Genomic DNA, 21,634 nt, shown 5'->3' on the forward strand with positions numbered 1-21,634 from the left:
GCCACTTTCGCAACCTTCAACGTTGCGAAAGTGGCTTTCGCAACACGCCACGGCTGTACCCACCACGCCACCAGCGGGTTCACCACCAGAGACTGAGAACAGGAAATCATGAGCGACACGAAGGAATGGACGTTCCCGGCCTCGTTCGGCCAGGAGCGGATCTGGCTGTCCGGCCAGCTCGACCCGGCGTCCCCGGTGTACAACCTGCACTGCCAGGCCCGGCTGGACCGTCCGCTGACCGCCGAGCAGTGGCGCGCCGCGCTCGGTGTCATCGTGGGGCGGCACGAGGCGCTGCGCACGTCGTTCCGCATGGACGGCGGCGCGCTCATGCAGGTGGTGCACGCCGAGGTGCCGATCGAGCCCGAGGTGCACGACCTGCGGGATCTGCCCGCCGACGCCCGTGAAGACCGGCTCGCCGAACTCGTCGGTGATGTGTCGCGCGGGGCCATCCCGCTCGACTCGCCGCCGCCGTGGCGGGCCCAGGTGTGCCGCATGGCCGACGACGAGTGGGTGCTCACGTTCGTCGTGCACCACACCGTGTTCGACGCGGGATCGGTGCTGGTGCTGGGGGCCGAGCTCGGCGAGGCGTGCGACGCCGTGTTCGAGGGCCGCGAGCCGAAGCTGCCTGAGCTGTCCATCCAGTACCCGGACTACTCCGCCTGGCAACGCGGCCAGCTCGAAGCGTCGAGCGAACAGCTGGACTACTGGCGGAAGCAGCTCGCCGGGTTGCCGCCGGTGCACGGTCTGCCCACCGACCGGCCGCGGCCGCCGGAGCTGACGTTCGCCGGTGACCAGGTGCACTTCGCCCTTCCGGACGGTCTCATCGACCGGGTCGGCGAGCTGAGCAGAGAGCTGTCGGCGTCGCCGTTCATGGTGCTGCTGGCCGGCTACGCGGCGCTTCTGTCGCGACTGTCCAGAGTGGACGACGTCGTCGTCGGCGTGCCGGTGGCAGGCCGCGACTTGCCTGAGCTGGCCGACCTGATCGGCATGTTCGTCAACCAGATGGCCGTACGGATCGACTGCTCGGGCGCTCCCGCGTTCACCGAGCTGGTCGGCCGGGTCCGGACCACACTGCTGGAGGCGATCGACCACAGTCAGGTGCCGTTCCAGGCGGTCGCCGAGGCGGTCGGGACAGAACGCGACCCCGGCGTGCAGGCGCTGTATCAGCTCGGGTTCAACTTCCTGCCCGACTCGGGGCTGGAGCCGATCCGCTCGGCCACCGCGAAGGACGACATCGCGATCGACCTGACCTCCGTGGACGGCAGGCTCGTCTACCGCACGGACCTGTTCGACCGCGAGACCGCCGAAGCCGTGGCCGAGCGGTACGTGCGGCTGCTGACCGCGGCGATCGCCGATCCGGCCCGGTCGGTCGCGGACCTGCCACTGCTGTCGGACGACGAGCGTGAGCTGGTCCTGAACAGCTGGAACCCAGTGGCCACTTCGGAAACAACGACCGTGCACGCCCGCTTCGAGGCCCAGGTGCGGCGGACCCCGGACGCGCCCGCCGTCGACTTCGGCGGGGTGCGCCTGACGTACGCCGAGCTGAACGCGCGAGCCAACCGCGTCGCGCACCGGCTGCGCGAGCTGGGTGCCGGGCCCGGCACCGTCGCCGGCGTGTGCGTGCCGAATTCGGCGGACCTGCTGACCGGTGTGCTCGGGGTGCTCAAGAGCGGCGCGGCCTACGTCCCTCTCGACCCGGACAACCCGGCCCCTCGGCAGGCGCTGATCCTCGCCGACGCGGGCGTCCCGTTCGTGCTCGTCACCGGTGAGTCCACTTTGGACACCAAGACGCTGGTGCTGGACGACCCGGCCGAGTGGTCCGCCGCGGGCACCGACGACCCGGAACCGGCGGCCGGGCCGGGCGACGTCGCCTATGTGATCTACACGTCGGGCTCGACCGGGCGGCCCAAGGGCGTCGAGGTCGAACACCAGGCCGTCGACACGTACCTGGCGTGGGCGCGTGAGGCGTATCCCGGTTTGGCCGGACGGGCGTTGCTGCACACGTCATCGTCCTTCGACCTCACCGTGACGACGCTGCTCGGCACCCTCACCGCCGGGGGCGCGGTGGTCGACGGCAACCCGACGTTCGTCAAGGCGACCCCGACGCACCTCGCAGTCCTCGCCGAGGAGCTGTTCCCGACCGGTGAGCTGGTGCTCGGCGGCGAAGCGCTGACCGCCGAGACCGTCCAGCCGTGGCGGGAGCGGCACCCCGGCACACTCGTCGTCAACGAATACGGCCCGACCGAGGCCACCGTCGGCTGCGTGGTGCACCGCATCGAACCCGGGGACGAACTGCCGCCCGGACCGGTCCCGATCGGCCGTCCGGTGCCCGGCACCCGCGTGTACGTCCTCGACGAGCGGCGGCAGCCGGTGCCACCGGGCGTCCCGGGCGAGCTGTACGTCGCCGGGTCGCAGCTCGCCCGCGGCTACCTCGGGCTGCCGGACCTGACCGCGGAGAAGTTCATCGAGGGTCCGTATGGCCGGATGTACGCCACGGGCGACCTTGCCCGCTGGCGCCGCGACGGCACGCTCGACTACCTCGGCCGCGTCGACGAGCAGGTGAAGCTGCGCGGCTACCGCATCGAGCCCGGTGAGGTCGAAGCGGCGTTGCGCGAGCTGCCGGAAGTGCGGGACGCGGCCGTGGCCGTCCGCGGCGACACGCTCGTCGGCTATGTCGTCGGCAGCACCGAGGGAGCGGCCGACGCCCTGCGGAAGACGTTGCCGGAGTACCTCGTGCCGACCCGGTTCGTGACGCTCGACGCGCTGCCGATGGCGGCCAGCGGCAAACTCGACCGGGCCGCGCTGCCGGATCCCGAGCCCGGCGAGGCACCGGCGTACGTCGCACCCCGGACCGCGGCCGAAGAACTCGTCGCCGAAGTGCTCGGCGAGCTGCTCGGCATCGACGACCTCAGCGCGCACGACGACTTCTTCGCCCGTGGCGGCAACTCCCTGCTGGCGATCCGCGCCATGGCCCGGATCCGCAAGCAGGTCGAAGTCGACATCCCGGTGCGGGGGCTGTTCACCCTCACCACCGTCGCCGGGCTCGCCGCCGAGATCGAGCGGCGGCTCGCCGAAGACCTCGACCAGCTCAGCGACGAAGAAGTCCAGCGCCAGCTGGCCGAAGGTGAGCTCGCATGACCGCGATCGACGAAACCAGCGCGGCCGCGCGCCGCGCCCTGCTCGAACGGCGGCTGCGACGGCGCACGGAGCAGGCCGCGACCATCACGCCGCGCCCCGCGGACACCGTCGTCCCGCTGTCGTATCAGCAGGAACGCGTCTGGTTCATGGAGCAGTTCGCGCCGGGCACCGGGTCGTACCACATCCCGGTGCCGATCCGGCTGACCGGCAGGCTCGACGTCGCCGCGCTTCAGTCCGCTTTGGACACCCTTCCGGTGCGGCACGAGGCGCTGCGGATGCGGTTCCCTGCTGGGGACGACGGACAGCCGACCGTCCACATCGAACCCTCGGTCGCGGTCGACTTGTCCATTGTGGACGCCGGAAGCGAGGAAGCGGCCCGTGCCGCCGTCGACGCCGCCGCGGCCGAGACGTTCGACCTGGCGACGGGGCCGCTGCTCCGGGCGACCCTGGCCCGGGTGTCCGACGAGGAGCACCTGCTTGTCCTGTGCACGCACCACATCGTGGGCGACGGCTGGTCGGTCGACCTGCTGCTGCGTGACCTCGCCGCGCAGTACCACGCCCTGAGCACCGGCGGCACGGCCGAGCTGCCCGCGCTGAACATCGGGTACGGCGACTTCGCGCACTGGCAGCGCCGCACGCTCACCGGCGGCGAACTCGACCGACAGCTGGAGCACTGGAAGGCGCAGCTCGCCGGGGTCGAACCCCTGGAGCTGCCCACCGATCGGCCTCGGCCCGCCAAGCAGAGCTTCGACGGCGCGATCCACGAGTTCTTCGTCGAACGCGACCTCGCCCGAGCTCTCGGCGAGCTGAGCCGCGAGCACGGGGTCACGCTCTTCATGACCTTGCTGGCCGCCTACCAGGTGCTGCTTTCGCGGTACTCGGGCCAAGAGGACTTCGCGATCGGCTCGTCGTCGGCCGGGCGCGGTCTGCCCGAGCTGGAGGGCGTGGCGGGCATGTTCATCAACATGCTGCCCCTGCGCACCCAACTCGCGGGCGACCCGACGTTCGCCGAGCTGCTCGAACGCACCCGGCGGCACGTGCTGGACGCCTTCGAGCACGCCGACGTCCCGTTCGAGCGGCTGGTGAACGCGCTCGGCGTGCCCCGCGACGTCAGCCGGTCGCCGGTGTTCCAGGCCATGTTCGTGCTCCAGAACTACGAGATGGGCCGGATGGGCGCGGCCGGGGAGTCCGCTGTGGACTTCCGCTGGCTGCCGATGGACCTGCCCGCGACCCGGTTCGACTTCGAGTTCCACGCGATCGAGGTCGAACGCGGGCTGATCGGCAAGTTCGTGCACAACACCGCGTTGTTCACCGCGGACACGGTCGCCGGGATGGCCGGACGGCTCGTCACGCTGCTGCGGTCGATCGTCGCCGACCCGGACCGGCGACTGTCCGAAGTGGACATCCTCGACGCCGGACAGCGCGAACTCGTCCTGGAGCGCTGGAACGCCACGACGGCCGAGTTCCCGCGGACCACGCTGCACGCGCTCGTCGAGGAGCAGGCCGCCCGGACACCGGACGCGCCCGCGGTGACCTTCCGCGGCGCGTCGTTGACCTACCGCGAGCTGGATGAACGGGCCAACCGGCTCGCGCACCGGCTGCGTGGCCTCGGCGTCGGACCGGGCGTGCTCACCGGGGTGTTCGCGGAGCGGTCGTTCGAGCTGGTCGTCGCGCTCCTCGGCGTCCTGAAGGCCGGTGGCGCGTACGTCCCGCTCGACCCGGAGTACCCGGCCGACCGGTTGGCGTTCATGCTGCGGGACGCGGCCGCGCCCGTCGTGCTGACGCAGGCGGCCTTGCGCGAAGCGCTCCCGCCGGGTGACGCGACCGTCGTTGTCCTGGACGACTCTGCCGATTTCAACGAGACGACAGAGCCGCCCGAACCGCTCGCCGGACCGGACGATCCGGCGTACGTCATCTACACCTCGGGCTCCACGGGGCAGCCGAAGGGCGTGCCCAACGGCCACCGCGGCATCGTCAACCGGCTCGACTGGATGCAGCGCGCGTACCGCCTCGACGGCACCGATTCGGTGCTGCAGAAGACCCCGGCCGGCTTCGACGTGTCGGTCTGGGAATTCTTCTGGCCGCTGATCACCGGCGCGCGGCTGGTGCTCGCCGAACCCGGCGGCCACAAGGACGCCGCGTACCTGCGTGAGCTGCTCGCGTCCGAAGGCATCACCACCGCGCACTTCGTGCCTTCGATGCTCACGCTCTTCCTTGCCGGACAAGGCGTCGAGACCTGCACGGCGTTGCGGCGGGTGGTGTGCAGCGGGGAGGAACTGCCGCTCGACGCCGCCCGCGAGTTCACCCGGCGGCTGCCGGACTGCGAGCTGCACAACCTCTACGGCCCGACCGAAGCCGCCATCGACGTCACCGCCTGGCACTGCACGCCCGCCGCGCTCGCGGAGGTCGCGTCGGTGCCGATCGGGGCGCCGATCCAGAACATCCGGATCTACGTACTGGACCGTGCCGGACGGCCCTGCCCGGTCGGCGTTCCCGGCGAACTGCACATCGCCGGCGTCGGCCTCGCCCTGGGATACCACAACCGCCCGGAGCTCACGGCCGAGCGGTTCGTGCCCGATCCGTTCCACAGTGGACGGATGTACCGTACCGGCGACCTCGCGCATTGGCGCCCGGACGGGACGATCGCCTTCCTCGGCCGGATCGACCACCAGGTCAAACTGCGCGGCCTGCGCATCGAGCTGGGGGAGATCGAGACGACCTTGCGCGCCCAGCAGGGTGTGCGGGACGCCGCCGTGATCGTCCGCGAGGACACGCCGGGGGACAAGCGGCTGGTCGGGTACGTCGTCGGCGACGCCGAGCCCGGCGCGCTGCGGACGGCGCTCAAGCAGAGCCTCCCGGACTACATGGTCCCGCCGTCCTTCGTCGCGCTCGACGAGCTACCGCTCACCCCGAACGGCAAGCTCGACCGCAAGGCGCTGCCCGCTCCGGTCGCGTCCCGGGACGCGACCAAGGAACTGGTCGTGCCGTCGACCCCGGTCGAGATCCTGCTGGCCGGGATCTGGCGGGACGTGCTCAAAGTGGTCGAGCTGGGCGTCGACGACGACTTCTTCGACCTCGGCGGCCATTCGATGCTCGCCACCCAGGTGGTGGCACGGATCGGCAAGGCGGACGCCGGCCAGGTCGGCGTCATGGATCTGTTCCAGCACCGCACGATCCGCGAGCTGGCGTCCTTCATGGACGGTGACGCCGCCGACCGGCCGCGCCATCTGCTCTACGAGCTGACCAAGCCGGCGACGCAGCGGACGCTGACCTACGTCTGCTTCCCCTACGGCGGCGGCAGCGCGATCGTCTACCAGCCCTTGGCCGACGCGCTCCCTGAGGGCTATTCGCTCTACTCGGTCGCCATCCCCGGCCACGACGTCGGACTGTCCGAAGAGGCCCTGCCCTTCGACGACCTGGTCGAGCGGCTGGCCGACGAGGTCCTCGACCGCGTCGACGGCCCGCTGGCCATCTACGGCCACTGCGGTGTCGGCAACGCGCTCGCCGTCGCCGTCGCCCGGCTGCTCGAAGAGCGCGGCCGCGAGCTGGAGGTCGTCTACATCGGCGCGATCTTCCCGTTCGCCCGGATGAAGGGGCCGGTGGGCACGCTGCGCACGCGGCTGGAAAAGCTGCGCAGCAACCGGTACTACTCGAACTGGCTCAAGGGTATGGGCGTCGACACCGACGACCTCGACCCGGCGCAGGCCGACCGGATCATCACGAACATGCGCGCCGACAGCCGCGCCGCCGAAGAGTACTTCAGCGGCCTGCTCGACGCCCGCGTGGCCAAGCTGCGCGCGCCGATCGTGTCGGTGGTCGGCTCGGAAGACCCGGTCACCGACTACTACGCCGAGCGGTACCGGGAATGGGAGTTCCTCACCGACACCACCGGGCTCGTGGTGCTCGACCAGGCCGGGCACTTCTTCCTGCGCTACCGGGCCGAAGAGCTCGCGGAGATCGTCACGCGCGTGCACCCGGCGCTGGACGATCCCGGCGAACTCGACGTCCGGGTCCGCGGCGAAGACGCGGCCTGGGCGGTCCACGAGACCCACCGGGCAGAAGTGGACGACAAGCCCGCGGTGCGGCCGAGCATGGCCCGGTTCGTCACGATCACGATCGGGCAGCTGGTGTCCTCGACCGGTTCGGCGCTGACGTCGTTCGCGGTGCCGATCTGGCTCTACACCCGCACGGGCTCGGTCGCCGACCTCGGCCTGCTGTGGGCGCTCGCGCTGCTGTTCGGCGTGCTCGTCCTGCCGGTGGCAGGCGCACTGGTCGACCGCGGTGACCGGCGGCGGATCATGATCGCGGCCAGCAGTGTCGCGGGCGGGATCCAGCTGATACTGGCGTTGCTGCTGATCACCGGGCACGTCCAGCTTTGGTTGTTCTACGTGCTGATCCCGCTCGGGTCGGTGGCCGCTTCGTTCCAGCGCATCGCCTATCAGTCGTCGGTGGCGCAACTGGTGCCGAAGCAGTACCTCGGGCACGCGATGGGTCTCGCGCAGCTGTCCACCGGATTCGCCCAGCTGCTGATGCCGGTACTCGCGGCCGGGCTGCTGGCGACGATCCAGCTGTCCGGCATCCTGATCCTGGACATGGCGAGCTACGCGTTCGCGATCGTGGGACTGCTGCTGGTGCGGTTCCCGGACATGCTGGGCTGGCGCCCGCGCGAACCGCTGCTGACGGCGATCGCGGGCGGGCTGCGGTACTCGTGGAACCACCGCGGCTTCCGAACGATGCTGCTGTACTTCGCGCTGGCGAACGTCTTTCTCGCCCCCGCGCTGGTGCTGCTCTCGCCGCTCGTGCTGTCGTTCGGCTCGGTCACCGACGTCGCGCAGGTGGCGCTCGCCGAGGCCGTCGGCGCGGTGGCGGGCGGGATCGGGATGGCGCTGTGGGGCGGCCCGCGGCACCGGCGGATGGTCGGCGTGCTCGTCGGCAACGTCGGGATCGCACTCGGCTGCCTGGTGATGGGCCTGCGGCCGTCGCTGATCGTCGTCGCGGCCGGAGTGTTCCTCCTGGCCGCCGCGATGTCCGTGTCGCAGGGCATCTACGCGACGCTGGTGCAGGTGAAGGTGCCGCAGCGGTTCCACGGCCGGGTGTTCGCGATCAACCAGACGATCACGTGGTCGACGCTGCCGATCGGGTTCGCCGTGCTGGCGCCGCTGGCCGTCGGCTGGTTCTCGCCGCTACTGGCGCCCGGTGGCGCGCTGACCGGGTCGGTCGGCGCCGTGCTCGGCACGGGCGAAACCCGGGGCATCGGGCTCGCCTATGTCGTCTTCGCGTTGATTCTGCTGCTGATCAACATCGGCGGGTTCTCCCTGCGGCGTCTTCGCCGGTTCGACACCGAGGTGCCCGATTCGCTGCCCGACGACCTGGTGGGAGCACAGGAACGGGAGCGCAAGCTCGCGGGGAAGGAAGCCGCATGAGTACCGCAGTGCTGATCAGGGAGGCCCGCGGGCACTGGGTCGGCGAGGTCGCGCCGGTGATGCGGGCGGCCGGGCACCGCGTCGTGCTGCTCGCCCCGCCGATGGACGCGGCCGAGCGGGCCGCGCTGGACGGCGTGGTGGACGACGTCGTCGCGCTCGACGACGTCCACGACCCGGACGCCGTCGCGGCCAAGGTGCGGGAGATCGACGGCGGCGCGCTGGCCGGGATCTTCACCGGCTCGGACGGCGCCATCGCGAGCACCGCCCGCGCCGCGGAGATGCTCGGGGTGGCGCGCTGCCCGGCGTCGGTGTTCGCTTTGTGCGCGAACAAGTTCGCGGTACGGGAGACGCTCGCCGCGGCCGGACTGCCCGGACCCGCGTACGCCCTGATCTCGTCGGCCGCCGAGGCGGTGTCGGTCGCTTCGGCGGTCGGGCTCCCGGCGATCGTCAAACCGGTCAACGGAGCGGGCAGCAACCTGATCCGTACAGTGTCCACTGTGGACGAGCTGGCGGCCGCGTACGAGCTGCTGGCCGCACGGTTGCCCGAGTCCGCCGATCCGCGTTATCACCGTCCATTGGGGACACTGGATCCTTCGACGACGTTCCTCGTCGAAGGATTGCTGTCCGGCCCCGAGTACGCGGTGGACGTGCTGGTCCGAGACGGGGTGGCCGAGCCGATCGAGATCCTCGACAAACCGCTGATCGACGAGCGGAAGTTCGAGCTGGCGCTGTCGTGCCCGCCCGCCGGGCTCACCGCCGCCCGGGCCGAGCTGGTCACCGCGGCGGCGGTCGCCGCGGTCCGCGCGCTGGGGCTCGACAACACCTGCGCCCACGTCGAGCTGATCGTCGACGTCGACCGTGGCCCGACGATCGTCGAGGTCAACGCGGGCAGGCCCGCCGGATCGATCATGCCGCTGCTGGCGAAGCTGCGCACCGGTATCGACGTGTTCGCCGAGCTGGCGGCGCTCGCGGTGGGCGCTCCGCCGCCGGTGCGGGAACCCGCCAAACTGCCGATCCCGCTGGGCATGCTGATCCTCTACGCGGCCGGTTCGGGTCGGTTGACCGGCATCGGCGGACTCGACGAGATCGCCGAGCTGCCCGAGGTGATCGACGTCGTCACCACCGTCTCGCCGGGGCAGGTGCTCACCGACGAACAGGAGATCTACGCGGTCAACCTCGTCGTGGCCGGGTTCGCCGATCACGAGGACCTCGCCGACCTGCACGCCGAGGCGAGCAAGCTCGTCCGGCTCGAACTGGAGGAAGTGTGAACACCGCGTTCGTGGTCTGCGAGACCACAGGGCAGTGGATCGCCGACTTCGTGGCCGCCGTACGCGCGGCAGGGCTCGGGGCCGAACTGGTCACGCAGCCCCTGGAACCGGCCGAACAGGCACAGCTGGCCGAACTGGTGGACGGCTTCGTTTTCGTCGACGACGTCCGTGACGCCGAAGCGGTGGCCGAGGCGATCCGGGCACGGACCGCGAGTCCGGCCGGAGTGGTGACCGCCGCCGAGGGGATCATCGCGAGCGTGGCGCGTGCGGCCGAGCTACTTGGCGTCGCGCGCTGTCCAGCGTCGGTGTTCACCTTGACGCACAACAAGTTCGCCGTCCGGCAGGCGTTGGCCGCGGCTGGGTTGCCGGGGCCGCGCTGCGCGCTGATCTCGGCGGAGTCCGAGGCGGCGTCGGTGGCTTCGGCGGTCGGGCTCCCGGCGATCGTCAAGCCGGTGAACGGCGCGGCGAGCAATCTCGTGCGCACGGTGTCCACTGTGGACGAGCTGGCGGCGGCGTACCGGCTGCTGGCCGAGCGCTTGCCGCTGTCGGAGGACGCCCGGTACCACCGGCTCGTCGGTGGCGGACCGGCGCCGATCGACCCGCTGAAGGTGTTCCTCGTGGAAGGCCTGCTGCGCGGTCCGGAGTACGCGGTCGACGTCCTGGTTCGCGACGGCGTCGCCGAGCCGGTGGCCGTGGTGGAGAAGCCGCTGATCGACGAGCGCAAGTTCGAGCTGGGCATGGTCTGCCCGCCACTCGAACTGTCCGAAAAGGACACCGAACGGCTGTTCGCCGCGGCGACGGCCGCCACGCTCGCGCTGGGCCTGGACAACACCTGCGCGCACCTTGAGCTGATCGACGACGCCGAGCTGGGCCCGGCGATCGTCGAGGTGAACGCGGGCCGCCCGGCCGGCGGCGCCCAGCCGGTGCTGCTGAAGCTCGCGACCGGCATCGACGTCATCGCCGAGGCCGTGTCGCTGGCACTGGGCACACCACCGCCCGCGCGAGGCGTGGGCCTGCCGGTGCCGGTGGGCTACCTGATTTTCTACGCCGAGGGCACCGGGCGGCTGGTCCGCGTCGAGGGCACCGACGAGGTCGCCGACCTGCCCGAGGTCCTGGAGGTCGTCACCATCGTCCGCCCCGGCCAGCTGCTCACCGACGACCAGGAGATCTACGCGGTGAACGTCATCGCCGCGGGGTTCGCCGACACCGAAGACCTCGCCGCGTTGCACGCCGAGGCCGCCAAGCTGATCCGATTCGAACTGGAGGAGTCATGACCGCCGAACTCGCGGCGAACCTCGGTCACATCGAGGGCAACGAACACACGAAGCTCACCGTATACGCGGCCACGGGCCTGGACTGGGTGCGCGCGCACCACGAAGCGCTGCAGGACCGGCTGCGCGAGCACGGCGCGATCCTGCTTCGCGGGATGCCGGCCGACCTGACGGTGTTCAACCAGGTCACCGAGGAGATCGGCGGCTCGCTGCTGACGTACACGGAACGCTCGACGCCGCGGTCGGCGGTCTCGGGCAACATCTACACCTCGACGGAGTACCCGCCCGCCGAGTCGATCCCGATGCACAACGAGAACTCGTACTCGGCGCACTGGCCCGACCGCCTGTTCTTCCTGTGCGACACGGCGGCCGAAACCGGCGGTGCGACGCCGATCGCCGACAGCCGCGCGATGTACGACCTGCTGCCGTCGGACCTGCGCGAGCGGTTCGCGGGCGGCGTCACCTACACCCGGGCGTTCCGCGAAGGCCTCGGGCTGACCTGGCAGGAGGCGTTCCAGACCGGCGATCGCCAGGTGGTGGAGGACTACTGCGCCGGTAACGGGCAGACCTACGAGTGGACCGACGAAGGCCTGCGGACGCGGCACGTGCGGCCGTCCTTCGTCGAGGAACCGCATACCGGCGCGATGGTGTGGTTCAACCAGGCCAATCTGTTCCACGTGTCGAGCCTGGGGGAGGAGGTCAGCGAGGCGCTGCTGGAGCTGTATCCCGTGGAAGACCTGCCCCGCAACGCCTTCTTCGCCGACGGCTCGCCGATCCCGCAGGCGGACCTGGACGCGATCAAGGCGGCGTACGACGAGGTCGGCTACGCGTTCCCCTGGCAGCCGGGTGACATCATGGTGATCAACAACATGCTGATGGCGCACGGGCGCGAGCCGTTCACGGGCAAGCGGCGGACCCTGGTCGCGATGACGTGACCCCGCATGGGGAGCGCGATGCTTTGCGGGAGACCGTAAAAGCGCCGGCGGAGAAGTGCCGAACAACCTTCCCGGCGGCCGGCGCGTCCATTGATCATGGACTTGAAACTCGTAGCTCGCCGAATCGTCGCGTTGACGGGGATCCTCGGCGCCGGGGTGGTGGCTACGGCCGCCCCGGCGTCGGCGGCCGACGACGAGGTGGTCACGCAGGTGAGCGAGGCCGATCGGGCGTCGGCGTTGGCTCATTGGACTCCGGAGCGGATGCGTCAGTGGGTGGGTGACGACGCGCTGCCGCCCGCGGAGAAGATCGGCCGCGAATGGGAGCGACCGGTACCTTCCGGGGTCGGGCGGTTGTTCTTCACCGCGGCACCGGGCGTCGACGGATCGTGCACCGCGACGGTGATACCCAGTGCCAGCAAGGACGTGGCGCTCACCGCGGGCCACTGCGTCAACGGCGGATTCGACCGCTACGACAATCCGATCAAGATCATCAACGTCGTGTTCGTTCCCGGCTACGACCACGGCGAAGCGCCCCATGGGGTGTTCGCGGTACGAGCGTTCGCCTGGTCCGCGACCTATCCCGGCCCATCCAGCGGAATCGACGATGACGCGGTGCTCGCCCTGGACCCGGTCGACGGCCGGCATGTCGCCGACGTCGCGGGCACACAGGACATCTCCTTCGAGGAGCCACCGCCCCCCGTGGACGCGACCCTCCTCGGTTACCCCGTGTCGAAGGCGGCGGGCGGTGAGGCGCTGTTCTCCTGCGCGCGACCCGCGGCACTCGACGCGAACTCGGTCAGCGTCTCGTGGAAGACCGATTGCGACCTCGCCGGTGGCTCCAGCGGCGGCCCGTGGCTGCGGAACTTCGATCCCGCGACGGGCAAGGGGACCATTTTCAGCGTCACGAGCCGGGGAACGATGAACGAGGACCTCGTGACCCTGGACCTGAGCGGCGCCGCACTGAGCGAACCGGTGCGGAAGCTGCTCGAGAACGCCGACAACCTCTGACCTGTGGGTCGCCGGTGCAGTCGCTCACTCGAGGCGGCGTTATCGGCGGGTGCTCCAGTAAACCGAGCGGGGAATCCACGCCCCACCGCTGGCTGTCGGGATCCGGAGCCCGGCGGGGTATGTCGCGAAACCGGAGACCCGCGCGTCGCAGTACTGTGTGAAGGTGGGGGGAGGAGGGTTCCTTGGTCCATGACGATCGATAGCGGTAGACACCTTTGTCGCCGTCGGAGCTGCGACGAGGTCGAGTTCTGGCTGGGCTTGTGCGTCCAGCACTGGGTGCGGTGGCAGGACGGCTTGGAAGCCCTTGACCTGCCGGACGACGAGAGGGCCGCACCACCTCGCACTGTGTTCGTCGCCCCCGTGCACGCAGGCAGCGTGTCGCAGCGGGCGCTGGCGACGGGGTGACGACGCCGACCAGCGGCGATGGTGTGGCTACGGCCGTCCCGTCGACCCCGGGCCAGGGTGGGCACCCTCGTCGGCGGGGAAGGCGGTGCCGGTGAGTTCCTCGGAGATCCGCCAGATGCGTGCGGCGTCGTCCGCGCTACGAAGCCGCGAGTAGACGGCCTGCTCGGCGGGTGCGCCCGCCAGGTGCCCGAGCCCGCTGGGGCCGTACAGGCGGCCGCCGCGTGCCTCGGGTGAGCAGGGCGGGAAGCAGCGCCGTCTCGAGGAGGATGCCGCGGCCGGCGAGAGAAACTCCAGCTTCTCGCCGTCATCGGACCTCGGCACGGAATCTCGCGGACACCTCCGGACGCATGACGATCGGGATGAGCTGTTCCTGGGCAGCAGGCACGATGGCGGCATGCTTGCCGACCACTTCCCACTGCTTGGGCTGCGGCTGACGACACCACGACTGGAACTTCGCTTGCCTTCGCCCGACGACCTCGGTGCTCTGGCCGATCTGGCGGCCTGCGGCGTTCACGACGCGGACGCCATGCCGTTCATCGTTCCCTGGACCGACCAAGCACCAGCCGAAGTCGTATTGAGCGTGGTACAGCACCACTGGCGGCAACTCGGTAACTGGACCCCGCACGACTGGTCGCTCGACTTCACCGTGTTCACCGGCGGCGGCGTTGTCGGGCAGCAAAGCATCAGTGCCCGCGACCTGGCCATCAACCGCGAAGTGAGCACGGGTTGCTGGGTCGGGCAGCGTCACCAGCGGCAGGGAATCGGCACGGAAATGCGCGCTGCGGCGCTCCACCTCGCGTTCGTCGGCCTTCACGCCGACGAAGCGATCTCGGCCGCATTCGACGACAACCTCGCCTCCCGCGCGGTGTCCCGCAAACTCGGCTACCAACCTGACGGCGTCCACCGCCGTGCCGTGCGCGGCCGATTGACGGTCGAGCATCGGCTACGCCTGTCCCGAGCGCGGTGGGAGCAGCACCGCACCGTCCCGGTCCGGATGGAGCGGCTTGCCCCGTGCTTGCCCTTGCTCGGGCTTGACGACCGGTAAGCCCGGCGGCACCCGCCTGTAGATGCGCCGGTGCCTCCGAAGCCTCGGCCGGTGAACGTCTGTCCACTTCGGACACGACACGAATCTGTCGGTGGCACCCGCTACCGTGTGCGCGTTGCCGAACATAGGGGGTTTCGAGGTGGAGGAGTACACGGAAGTGCCGACGAGCCTGGCGGACGCGCTCGCGCCGGTGGTCGCGGAGTTGATCCCGACGCTGCGCGGGCGGATTCCGCACGGTCCCGCGGCGGCGCTCGGCAGGCTGGGCGTCCCGGATGCGAAGCCGGGCGTATTCGGCGTCGAGGTGGGACGACTGGTCGTGGGACACGGTGAATCGCCGGCGTTGAGCCGGTTGCGTTCGCTCGGAGATCCCGTCTCCGAGCGGTTGCTCGGCGCGCTCGAACTGACCTTGGACGCCTTGGCCGTCACCATTCCGGACGAGGTCGAGGCGGCGGTGCCGGGTCCGGACTCGACGCCGCGGGCTTTCGGCTTCGGGATGATCGGCGGGCCGAGCGCCGAGACCGTCACCGCGGTACGCCTGCTCGATCAGTTGCGGCCTGGGATCTCCGCGCTGATCGTGGCGCTGGTCGAGAAATTGGCCGGACACGAGGACCTGCTCCCACTGCTGGAGCCCTCGCCGGAGCTCACCGGCGAGGAGGAGCTGGCGGCGGCGCACGGAGCGGCGCATCTCGCGCTGGCCGTCGCGGTCGCCGCGTCGGTGCTGCGGAGGGCGGGCGCTCCGCTCCTCGCGGGGACGTCCGCCGCTGTCGTCGGCGTCGCGTTGGGCGCTGTTTCGGCTTTGTTGAGCGAAAGCCCGATGCCCCCGGCGTATGCGGCCGCGCTGCTGGAGAAACGCCGCGCCGAGTACGTGCTCCCGGTGTCGGCGTCGGGTTCGGCGGAGGTGCGCGGGCATCGGTTCACTTTGGCCGAGCGTGCTGTCCTCGGCGAGGCCGACTTCAGCGGTAACGGCCTGGCGGTCGCCGTCCCCGGCGGCGTCGCCGTCCGAACCGGGTTGGGGCAGGGCCAGGTGCCCGTGTCGACGCGGATCCTCGAAGCAGCGCCGGACGAAGTCGAACTCGACTGGTGGGACGAGGTCGTCGAGATCTCCTGGCGAGCGGAGCGGGGTGACGCCACGTTGAGCGAAAGTGCCTCGCGGCACCTGAGAACACCGCCGTGGCCGCGCGATTTCCGAGTGCGGGTGCACGCGATCGGCCGAGACGGCGAGGAGCGCGAGCGCTACGAACTCCTGCTGTGGCAGGGGCCGCCGGGCCCGGACATCGTGCACAAACGCGGTGACAAGCTCGGTTACGTCGTCCGCGGTGAACCCGTGCCCGACATCGAGGCGCCCCCGGAGGCCGCCTATCGGTGGATTCGCCAGAGCGTGCTCGGTGACGCGGCGACGGTCACGGTGGTCGCGGACGCCGCACCCGCCGAGGTGCTCCGCGCCTTCGGTGCGGACCCGGCCGAACCGGAGTCCGCGCAGGAGTTGGCGACGGAATTCGACCTCGACCCCTGGGTTGCCGTCCTTCCGGTCGCGGGCGGGGTGCTCGCTGTCGAGTTCAACGGTTTCCAGGGGTCGTACCGGCCGGTGGTGGAGCCGTTGTCGCGGGAAGGCAGGACGGCGAGCCTGTTTTGGAACGTCAACGCCGTGACGCGGCTGTCCTTCGCCGACAACGGAAATCTCCTCGCATCGGCCGAACTCGGCCACGCGAAGGAGGTCGCCGACCCTGAGGTGAACCGAGCGTTGGCGGGTCTCGATTTCGGCGGGTTTCGCGACAGGCTGGAAAAGGGCCTCCTCGCCGTCGAGCGGTACACCGGATACCGGCTGCGGAAGGAGGACCTCGAGCGGATGGTCGAGGAGGACGTCGCCTATCGCATCCTGCCGCACCTGCCCGAGCTGTACCCCGAGGCGCGTGAGCCCGACGGTTCGCGCGCGTTCCCCGGTAATGGTCCTCTCGGCGAGGACACCGATCGGCTGGCGTTCGTCCCCGCCGAAACGTTGCGGGAGCTGGCCTGGCGGGCGGCGTCGGCTGTGGCCGAGCACGCGGGCGTGGCCGGAGACCCCGTCATCGCGGCCGTGCTCAGGGAGCGTCGGCTGAGCCCGGAGGCGGAACTCGCGGCCAGGCGATCGCAGCTACGCGCGCATCAGGAGCACGCCTGGTTGTGGCAGACGCTCCACAAGGCGACCAATCCGGATCCGCTGGCCGCAGCGATCGGATCGCTGTCGGCGATGCGATACGTGGCCGGGCCCAGAGGGGAGGAACTGCTGGAGCACGCGCGGCGAGTAGCTCGAGGGCAGTAGGGGGCGGACAGACGGACGTCAGCGGAACAGCCGGAGCGGGCGAGACGATCGCCGAGGCGACCCGTCCCCGTGTCGTGTCCGCTGCGGGGCGGACGCTGGCGTTCTTCAGCTTCTGCTCCGCGCTCCCGCTGGGCTTCAACGCCACGGCCGAGCGTGCCGGGATCGGGGCGATGTTCGGCTCGACGGACATGGGCAACGTCTCGCTGTGCGTTCCCGTGATCCACCCGATGCTGTCGTTCGATCTCCCGCCCGAGGACGGCAACCACACCGCCGCCTTCGCCGTCGCGGCGGGCGGCCCGGAAGGCGACCGGTTCGTCCGCGACGCCGGTTTGGCGATGGCCTTCACCGTCGCCGCCGTCGCGCGGTCCGGGGAGATCCGGGCACGGCTGATCGCCAGGGCGCGCGATTCAGCCAGGATCACCCATTCTACTTCCGGTGTTTATTCATGAAGACGAGTACTCGTGCTACCGCAAGGAGCTTTCTCCGGAGTGGCCGAGATCGTCGCCGCCGCCCACGCCTGGAACCAGCTTCGAACGCCGAGGTAGCCTCGTTCGACGCCATACGGCCCGATCGCACCGGAAGCCGTCCGTCGCTCTTCGTGGATGCGTTTGCCTGCCTTCTGCGGAAGCTCTCAGTCGAGTGACGCCCCTATCGGCGAAACCTAAGCGAACGCGGTGGTCCGCGCGACAGGGGTTCGGTAGCGTCCGCGCCGTCATTGCCGCGCTTGATGACGAGGGAGACGCGAGATGACGAACCCGGAACAGGACGCCGAAGAATCACGCACGCTGATCATCTCCACGGATGAAGCGGGCCACGAAGAGGACGTCTTCGTCCGGGAATGACGAGATGCCGCATGTCATCCCCCAGGCGGATGTTGCGAAAGCCACTTTCGCAACACTCAAGGTTGCGAAAGTGGCTTTCGCAACACGCCCCGCCGCCTGTTCAGCCGGTGAGCCCCCCGGCGCTTGCGTATACGAGCAAACACGTGGGGCCGGCCGAAGGTGATCAGCACCGGCACCTATGTGGCCAACATGGGCAAGCCGATCTCCTGGGCCGCGGCCGGGTAGGCGCTCCAGTCGCTCGCGGACGGCGAGGTCGATCGCCTCCGAACCGGGGCCTCGCCGCGGTCGAGGCGGGGGCGCACCTCGACCGCGGCCGCGAAGAGTTCTGACAACCGAGTGGGCAATTCCTGTTCTCAGGACTGAGATCGTTGCCGGGCGCGGGTGGCTTGCTCGATGTCGGTGAAGAGCCTGATCACCGCGGGATCCGCGAACGGGACGAGTTGAGTGAACAGGACACCTGCCGTCGCCCCGTCCGTGTCCACCCAGTAGTAGCAGTTCGCGCCGCCGGCCCAGGCCACCGTCCCGGCCGGACGGCCTTGCGGCGTGCGCTTCTCGTTGCGCATTCCCAGTAGTGACCACGACACCGGTGTGCCCGGCAGCATGTCGATGTCGTGTGACGTCGCGGGATTGGCCGATGCCAAGCGTCCGAACACCGCCGAATGACTCTGCTGGGCCGCGGTCAGGGTCTCCGGCTCGAGAAGCTTCGACCCGTTGAAGACCCCGCCGGCACCCAGCATCCGTAGAAATGTGAAGTAGTCCCGCGGGGTCCCGTACAGCCCACCCCCGCCAGAGAAGAACTCCGGGGCGGCGGGAAGCTCGAACGGAACCGTCACCAACCCGTCCGGTGTCTTCGCCCGCACAGTCGCCAGCCGAGACCGGTCCACGATCCCGAACGCCGTGTCCACCATCCCCAGGGGGTCGAAGATCGCCTCCCTCAGGTGGGTGGCCAGATCCCGCCCGGTCAACCGCGAGATGGCCAGCCCCACCCACTCGAGACCGGTTCCGTACCGCACGTCGGTCCCCGGTTCGTACACCAGCGGTGAGTCCACGATCGAGGCCGGCTTGCACTCCAGGCTCGTGGGGATCCTGTTCTCCCGCTGGTAGCGCGCGAGGTCCGTCGACAGGAACGAGTATCCCGCGCCCGCCGTGTGCGACAACAACATCCGCAACGTCACCGGCGTCCGAACCGGCCGCAGGCGAGGCACGTCCCGGTCATAGCCTTCGAGCACCTGGGCCGCGGCGAGTTCGGGGAGCACGTCGGCCGTCGGCGTGTCCAGCCCGATCACACCGCGTTCCACCAGTTGCAGAGCGGCGACGGCCACAATGGACTTGGTCATCGACGCGAGCCACGCGATGGTGTCCTCCGCCCAGGGAGCTTTGCCGTCACGTGTGCCGGCGCCGCCCGTGTACACGACCCTGTCGCGGTTGGCGGTCATCGCGTAGAAGCCCGCGGCGACGCCGGTGTTGACGGCCTTCTCCAGCAGAAGGCCGATCGTCGCCGCATTCGAGATGGTCACCACGTGACGGGCAGTTCGTTCACTCCGTAGATGCCCATGGCCGGCTCACGGAACTCGATGTGGTCCATGTCCACCGCCCGGCGCAACGTCGGGATCCGGCGCAACAGGGTCGGGAACGCGACCTGCAGTTCAAGTCGGGCCAGGGGCATGCCCAGGCACTGGTGGGGCCCGTGGCCGAAGGTCACGTGTTTGTGCGCGGGCCTGCGCAGGTCCAGGCGGTCCGGCTTCTCGACTACCGACGCGTCCCGGTTGGCCAGATCGCCCGCGAGGATCAGTCCGTCCCCGGCGCGGATGAGCAGGCCGTTGATCTCGATGTCCTCCAGCGCCACCCGCCGCCTGCCGCCCTGTGGGACGGCGGTGTACCGCAGGATCTCCTCGATCGCGCCCTCGATCTCCTCCTGCGTGTCCATCTCCAGCAGGAGGTCGAGCTGGCCACGGTTCTCGGTCAGCGCCAGCACACCCAAGGCGATGGTGTTCGACGTCGTGTCGAAGCCGCCGAGAAGCATCAGCATGCCGGTCAGGGTGGCGTCCTGCTGCGTCAGGTTGCCGGTGGCCACGTGCTCATTGGCCAACTCCGACAGCATGTCCTCGCCCGGGTCGGTGCGTTTGACCGTCAGCAGCCGGTCGATGTAGTCGACCAGGCCCTGCCGGGCGGCCATGGCTTCCTCGTGGGTGGCACGCGGGTCGATGAGCGCCTTGGCACTCATCGAGAAGAACGCGTGGTCCTCGTACGGCACGCCCAGCAGGTGGCAGATCACGGCGCACGGCACCGGCAGTGCGAACGTCTCCAGCAGGTCGACCGGCTTCGGTCCGGCCAGGATCCGGTCGACCAGGTCGTTCACCAGCTCCTGGATCGCCGGGCGCATGGCCTGGATGCGCTTGGCGGAGAACGGTTTGGCGACGAAGCGGCGCTGGCGGGTGTGCTCCGGAGCGTCCATGGTGAGGAAGCTCAGTCGCTGCATGAACTTGCTGGGGGTCGAGTGCGGGTAGCCGGGATGCTCCGGTTTCGCGCTCAGCCTCGGGTCGCGTAACAGGGCACGCACCTCTTCGTAGCCGCTGACCAGCCATGGGGTGCTGCCGTCCCAGATCTCCACGCGGGTGATCGGGGCCTTCGCCTGGACCGCGCGCAGCGCGGGCGCCGGGTCGAACGGGCTGCTTCGGGCCCGGGGTGAGGGAAAGCGCGGGAGGCTCACCGTGATTCGCCGAAACTGGCGAACAGATCGTTCGCCGTCTCGAAGTCGGGTCCGGTCCGGGGGCCGGGGGTGAACCGGGCGGGCATCTTCACGTGGCCGTTGATCTGTCCGACAGTCGGGTAGCGCACCGCCGCGCCCTCGATCAGCCGGTAGTCCGGCAGCCGCGTGAGCACCTCCCCGACGACGACCTGGAAGTCGGTCTGCGCGATGTGGCGGCCGATGCATCGGTGTGCGCCGATGCCGAACGCCGCGTGCTTGCGGGTGTCCCGGTCGAAGTCGATGGTGAGCGGCTCCGGGAAGACCTTCTCGTCCAAGTTCGCCGCGGCCCACGAGATCAGCACGCGCTCCCCGGGAAGCACGGTCGCGCCGTCGATCCTGGCCTCCTCGGTGGCCGTGCGGCCGACGCAGACCACGGGGGTGTAGTACCGGAGGAACTCCTCACACGCCTTGGGGATGTCCTCCGGATGCTCGGTCAGGCGCTTGCGATCGTCGTGGTTACGGTCCAGGTATTCGAAAGTGGAGGACAGCAGGGCGGTGGTGGTGTCCATGCCACCGGCGATCATCGCGTTGCAGACGGCGATGATGTCCGGGTCGCTGATCTTCTCACCGTCGATCTCCAGCTGGGTGAGGAAGCTGATCAGATCGTTGCCGGGGTTCGCACGGCGCGCCGGGATCGTCTCGACGACCTCCGTGATGAGCATCGCGAAGCCCTCTTCGACCGCCTTGTACTGGGGTGTGTCCGACGGCGTGTAGGCCAGCGAGTGCACGGCCTCGGCGTAGACGCGCCAGTTGTCCATCGGCAGGCCGACGATGTCCAGTGTCAGCAGCGCGGGTACGGCGTTGGCGAGATCCATGACCAGGTCGATCTCACCCGACTCGATGAACCGGTCGAGGCACCAGGTGGTGTAGGCCTCGATGCGCGGCCGCAGCTTTTTCGCCGCGGTGGGGGAGAAGAAGGTGTTCAGCGCCCGGCGCCACGGCAGGAACTCGGGTGGGTCCATCTCCAAGGGCAGCGCGCGGAACGTCGACGCCGGGATGATCGTCCCTTGTGGACGGCCGGGGGTATTGGGCAGCTCGTGGGCGGAGGAGAACACCTCCGGGCGGCGGGCCACGGAGACGACCTGTTCGTAGCCGGTCACCACGTAGAAGCCGCCGTAGTGCGAGCTGTGCGCCACCGGGCACTTCTGGCTGAGGGCTGTGTTGGCTGCCCAGGGATCGGCCGAGTACTCCGGCGAGTGGTGGTCGAAATCGATTTCCGGGACGTCGGGGTGTGTCATACGGGTGTGCTCC

General features: G+C 69.9%; 14 protein-coding genes. 10 read left to right on the top strand and 4 right to left on the bottom strand.

The genetic code is table 11. The annotated features are described in order from the left end of the window. Positions 1-108: 108 nt before the first annotated feature. The 7 genes from ACLJQ7_RS39580 (at position 109) to ACLJQ7_RS39610 (ending at position 13,448) form a co-directional block, all read left to right on the top strand. Positions 109-3,138: a non-ribosomal peptide synthetase gene (locus ACLJQ7_RS39580; RefSeq protein ID WP_410653324.1), complete on the top strand. Its 3,030-nt coding sequence runs from the start codon at positions 109-111 to the stop codon at positions 3,136-3,138. Further along, positions 3,135-8,561: an amino acid adenylation domain-containing protein gene (locus ACLJQ7_RS39585; RefSeq protein ID WP_410653325.1), complete on the top strand. Its 5,427-nt coding sequence runs from the start codon at positions 3,135-3,137 to the stop codon at positions 8,559-8,561. Before ACLJQ7_RS39580 ends, ACLJQ7_RS39585 begins: the two co-directional genes overlap by 4 nt. Continuing rightward, positions 8,558-9,829, top strand: coding sequence for an ATP-grasp domain-containing protein (locus ACLJQ7_RS39590; protein ID WP_410653326.1), 1,272 nt, complete (start codon positions 8,558-8,560; stop codon positions 9,827-9,829). Before ACLJQ7_RS39585 ends, ACLJQ7_RS39590 begins: the two co-directional genes overlap by 4 nt. Further along, entirely contained in the window at positions 9,826-11,103 is a 1,278-nt protein-coding gene (locus ACLJQ7_RS39595) for an ATP-grasp domain-containing protein (protein WP_410653327.1), read from the top strand. Before ACLJQ7_RS39590 ends, ACLJQ7_RS39595 begins: the two co-directional genes overlap by 4 nt. Then, complete coding sequence (locus ACLJQ7_RS39600; RefSeq protein WP_410653328.1) at positions 11,100-12,035, top strand: TauD/TfdA family dioxygenase; 936 nt, start codon at positions 11,100-11,102, stop codon at positions 12,033-12,035. The genes ACLJQ7_RS39595 and ACLJQ7_RS39600 overlap by 4 nt, the downstream gene beginning before the upstream one ends. A gap of 96 nt (positions 12,036-12,131) precedes the next feature. Beyond that, positions 12,132-13,043 carry a trypsin-like serine peptidase gene (locus ACLJQ7_RS39605; RefSeq protein WP_410653329.1) on the top strand — a complete coding sequence of 304 codons (912 nt, stop codon included), beginning with the start codon at positions 12,132-12,134 and terminating at the stop codon, positions 13,041-13,043. A gap of 189 nt (positions 13,044-13,232) precedes the next feature. Further along, positions 13,233-13,448 carry a hypothetical protein gene (locus ACLJQ7_RS39610; protein ID WP_410653330.1) on the top strand — a complete coding sequence of 72 codons (216 nt, stop codon included), beginning with the start codon at positions 13,233-13,235 and terminating at the stop codon, positions 13,446-13,448. Positions 13,449-13,475: 27 nt separating this feature from the next. Here ACLJQ7_RS39610 and ACLJQ7_RS39615 read toward each other — a convergent pair whose 3' ends face one another. Then, on the bottom strand, positions 13,476-13,769 hold the full coding sequence (locus tag ACLJQ7_RS39615; protein ID WP_410653331.1) for a hypothetical protein: 294 nt from the start codon (positions 13,767-13,769) through the stop codon (positions 13,476-13,478). 73 nt (positions 13,770-13,842) lie between these two features. Between ACLJQ7_RS39615 and ACLJQ7_RS39620 the strand changes: the two genes are divergently transcribed. The 3 genes from ACLJQ7_RS39620 to ACLJQ7_RS39630 all read left to right on the top strand — a co-directional run bounded on the left by ACLJQ7_RS39620 (position 13,843) and on the right by ACLJQ7_RS39630 (position 17,241). Next, positions 13,843-14,493, top strand: coding sequence for a GNAT family N-acetyltransferase (locus ACLJQ7_RS39620; protein ID WP_410653332.1), 651 nt, complete (start codon positions 13,843-13,845; stop codon positions 14,491-14,493). Positions 14,494-14,608: 115 nt separating this feature from the next. Further along, on the top strand, positions 14,609-16,792 hold the full coding sequence (locus tag ACLJQ7_RS39625) for a DUF6461 domain-containing protein (protein WP_410653333.1): 2,184 nt from the start codon (positions 14,609-14,611) through the stop codon (positions 16,790-16,792). A gap of 74 nt (positions 16,793-16,866) precedes the next feature. Further along, the gene (locus ACLJQ7_RS39630; RefSeq protein WP_410653334.1) at positions 16,867-17,241 is read left to right on the top strand and encodes a hypothetical protein; all 375 of its coding nucleotides are present in this window, start codon (positions 16,867-16,869) and stop codon (positions 17,239-17,241) included. 746 nt (positions 17,242-17,987) lie between these two features. On the opposite strand, the gene ACLJQ7_RS39635 is transcribed toward ACLJQ7_RS39630, so the two are convergent. From ACLJQ7_RS39635 to ACLJQ7_RS39645, 3 genes are read right to left on the bottom strand one after another with little or no spacing between them, the layout of a single operon-like run. Next, positions 17,988-19,151 (bottom strand): serine hydrolase domain-containing protein, encoded by a 1,164-nt coding sequence (locus tag ACLJQ7_RS39635; RefSeq protein ID WP_410653335.1) that lies wholly within the window; start codon positions 19,149-19,151, stop codon positions 17,988-17,990. Further along, positions 19,148-20,344 carry a cytochrome P450 gene (locus ACLJQ7_RS39640; RefSeq protein ID WP_410653336.1) on the bottom strand — a complete coding sequence of 399 codons (1,197 nt, stop codon included), beginning with the start codon at positions 20,342-20,344 and terminating at the stop codon, positions 19,148-19,150. Before ACLJQ7_RS39640 ends, ACLJQ7_RS39635 begins: the two co-directional genes overlap by 4 nt. Continuing rightward, positions 20,341-21,621, bottom strand: a complete 1,281-nt coding sequence (locus ACLJQ7_RS39645; RefSeq protein WP_410653337.1) for a cytochrome P450 — start codon at positions 21,619-21,621, stop codon at positions 20,341-20,343. The genes ACLJQ7_RS39640 and ACLJQ7_RS39645 overlap by 4 nt, the downstream gene beginning before the upstream one ends. Positions 21,622-21,634 lie beyond the last annotated feature (13 nt).

The organism is Amycolatopsis sp. cmx-4-54 (assembly GCF_046548895.1).
Lineage (GTDB): Bacteria > Actinomycetota > Actinomycetes > Mycobacteriales > Pseudonocardiaceae > Amycolatopsis.

Excerpts from the sequence above, each read along its gene's own strand:
- ACLJQ7_RS39580 (WP_410653324.1), top strand. The coding sequence starts at position 109 with ATGAGCGACACGAAGGAATGGACGTTCCCGGCCTCGTTCGGCCAGGAG.
- ACLJQ7_RS39605 (WP_410653329.1), top strand. The coding sequence starts at position 12,132 with ATGGACTTGAAACTCGTAGCTCGCCGAATCGTCGCGTTGACGGGGATC.
- ACLJQ7_RS39645 (WP_410653337.1), bottom strand. The coding sequence starts at position 21,621 with ATGACACACCCCGACGTCCCGGAAATCGATTTCGACCACCACTCGCCG.
- ACLJQ7_RS39590 (WP_410653326.1), top strand. The coding sequence starts at position 8,558 with ATGAGTACCGCAGTGCTGATCAGGGAGGCCCGCGGGCACTGGGTCGGC.
- ACLJQ7_RS39585 (WP_410653325.1), top strand. The coding sequence starts at position 3,135 with ATGACCGCGATCGACGAAACCAGCGCGGCCGCGCGCCGCGCCCTGCTC.
- ACLJQ7_RS39620 (WP_410653332.1), top strand. The coding sequence starts at position 13,843 with ATGCTTGCCGACCACTTCCCACTGCTTGGGCTGCGGCTGACGACACCA.
- ACLJQ7_RS39600 (WP_410653328.1), top strand. The coding sequence starts at position 11,100 with ATGACCGCCGAACTCGCGGCGAACCTCGGTCACATCGAGGGCAACGAA.
- ACLJQ7_RS39610 (WP_410653330.1), top strand. The coding sequence starts at position 13,233 with ATGACGATCGATAGCGGTAGACACCTTTGTCGCCGTCGGAGCTGCGAC.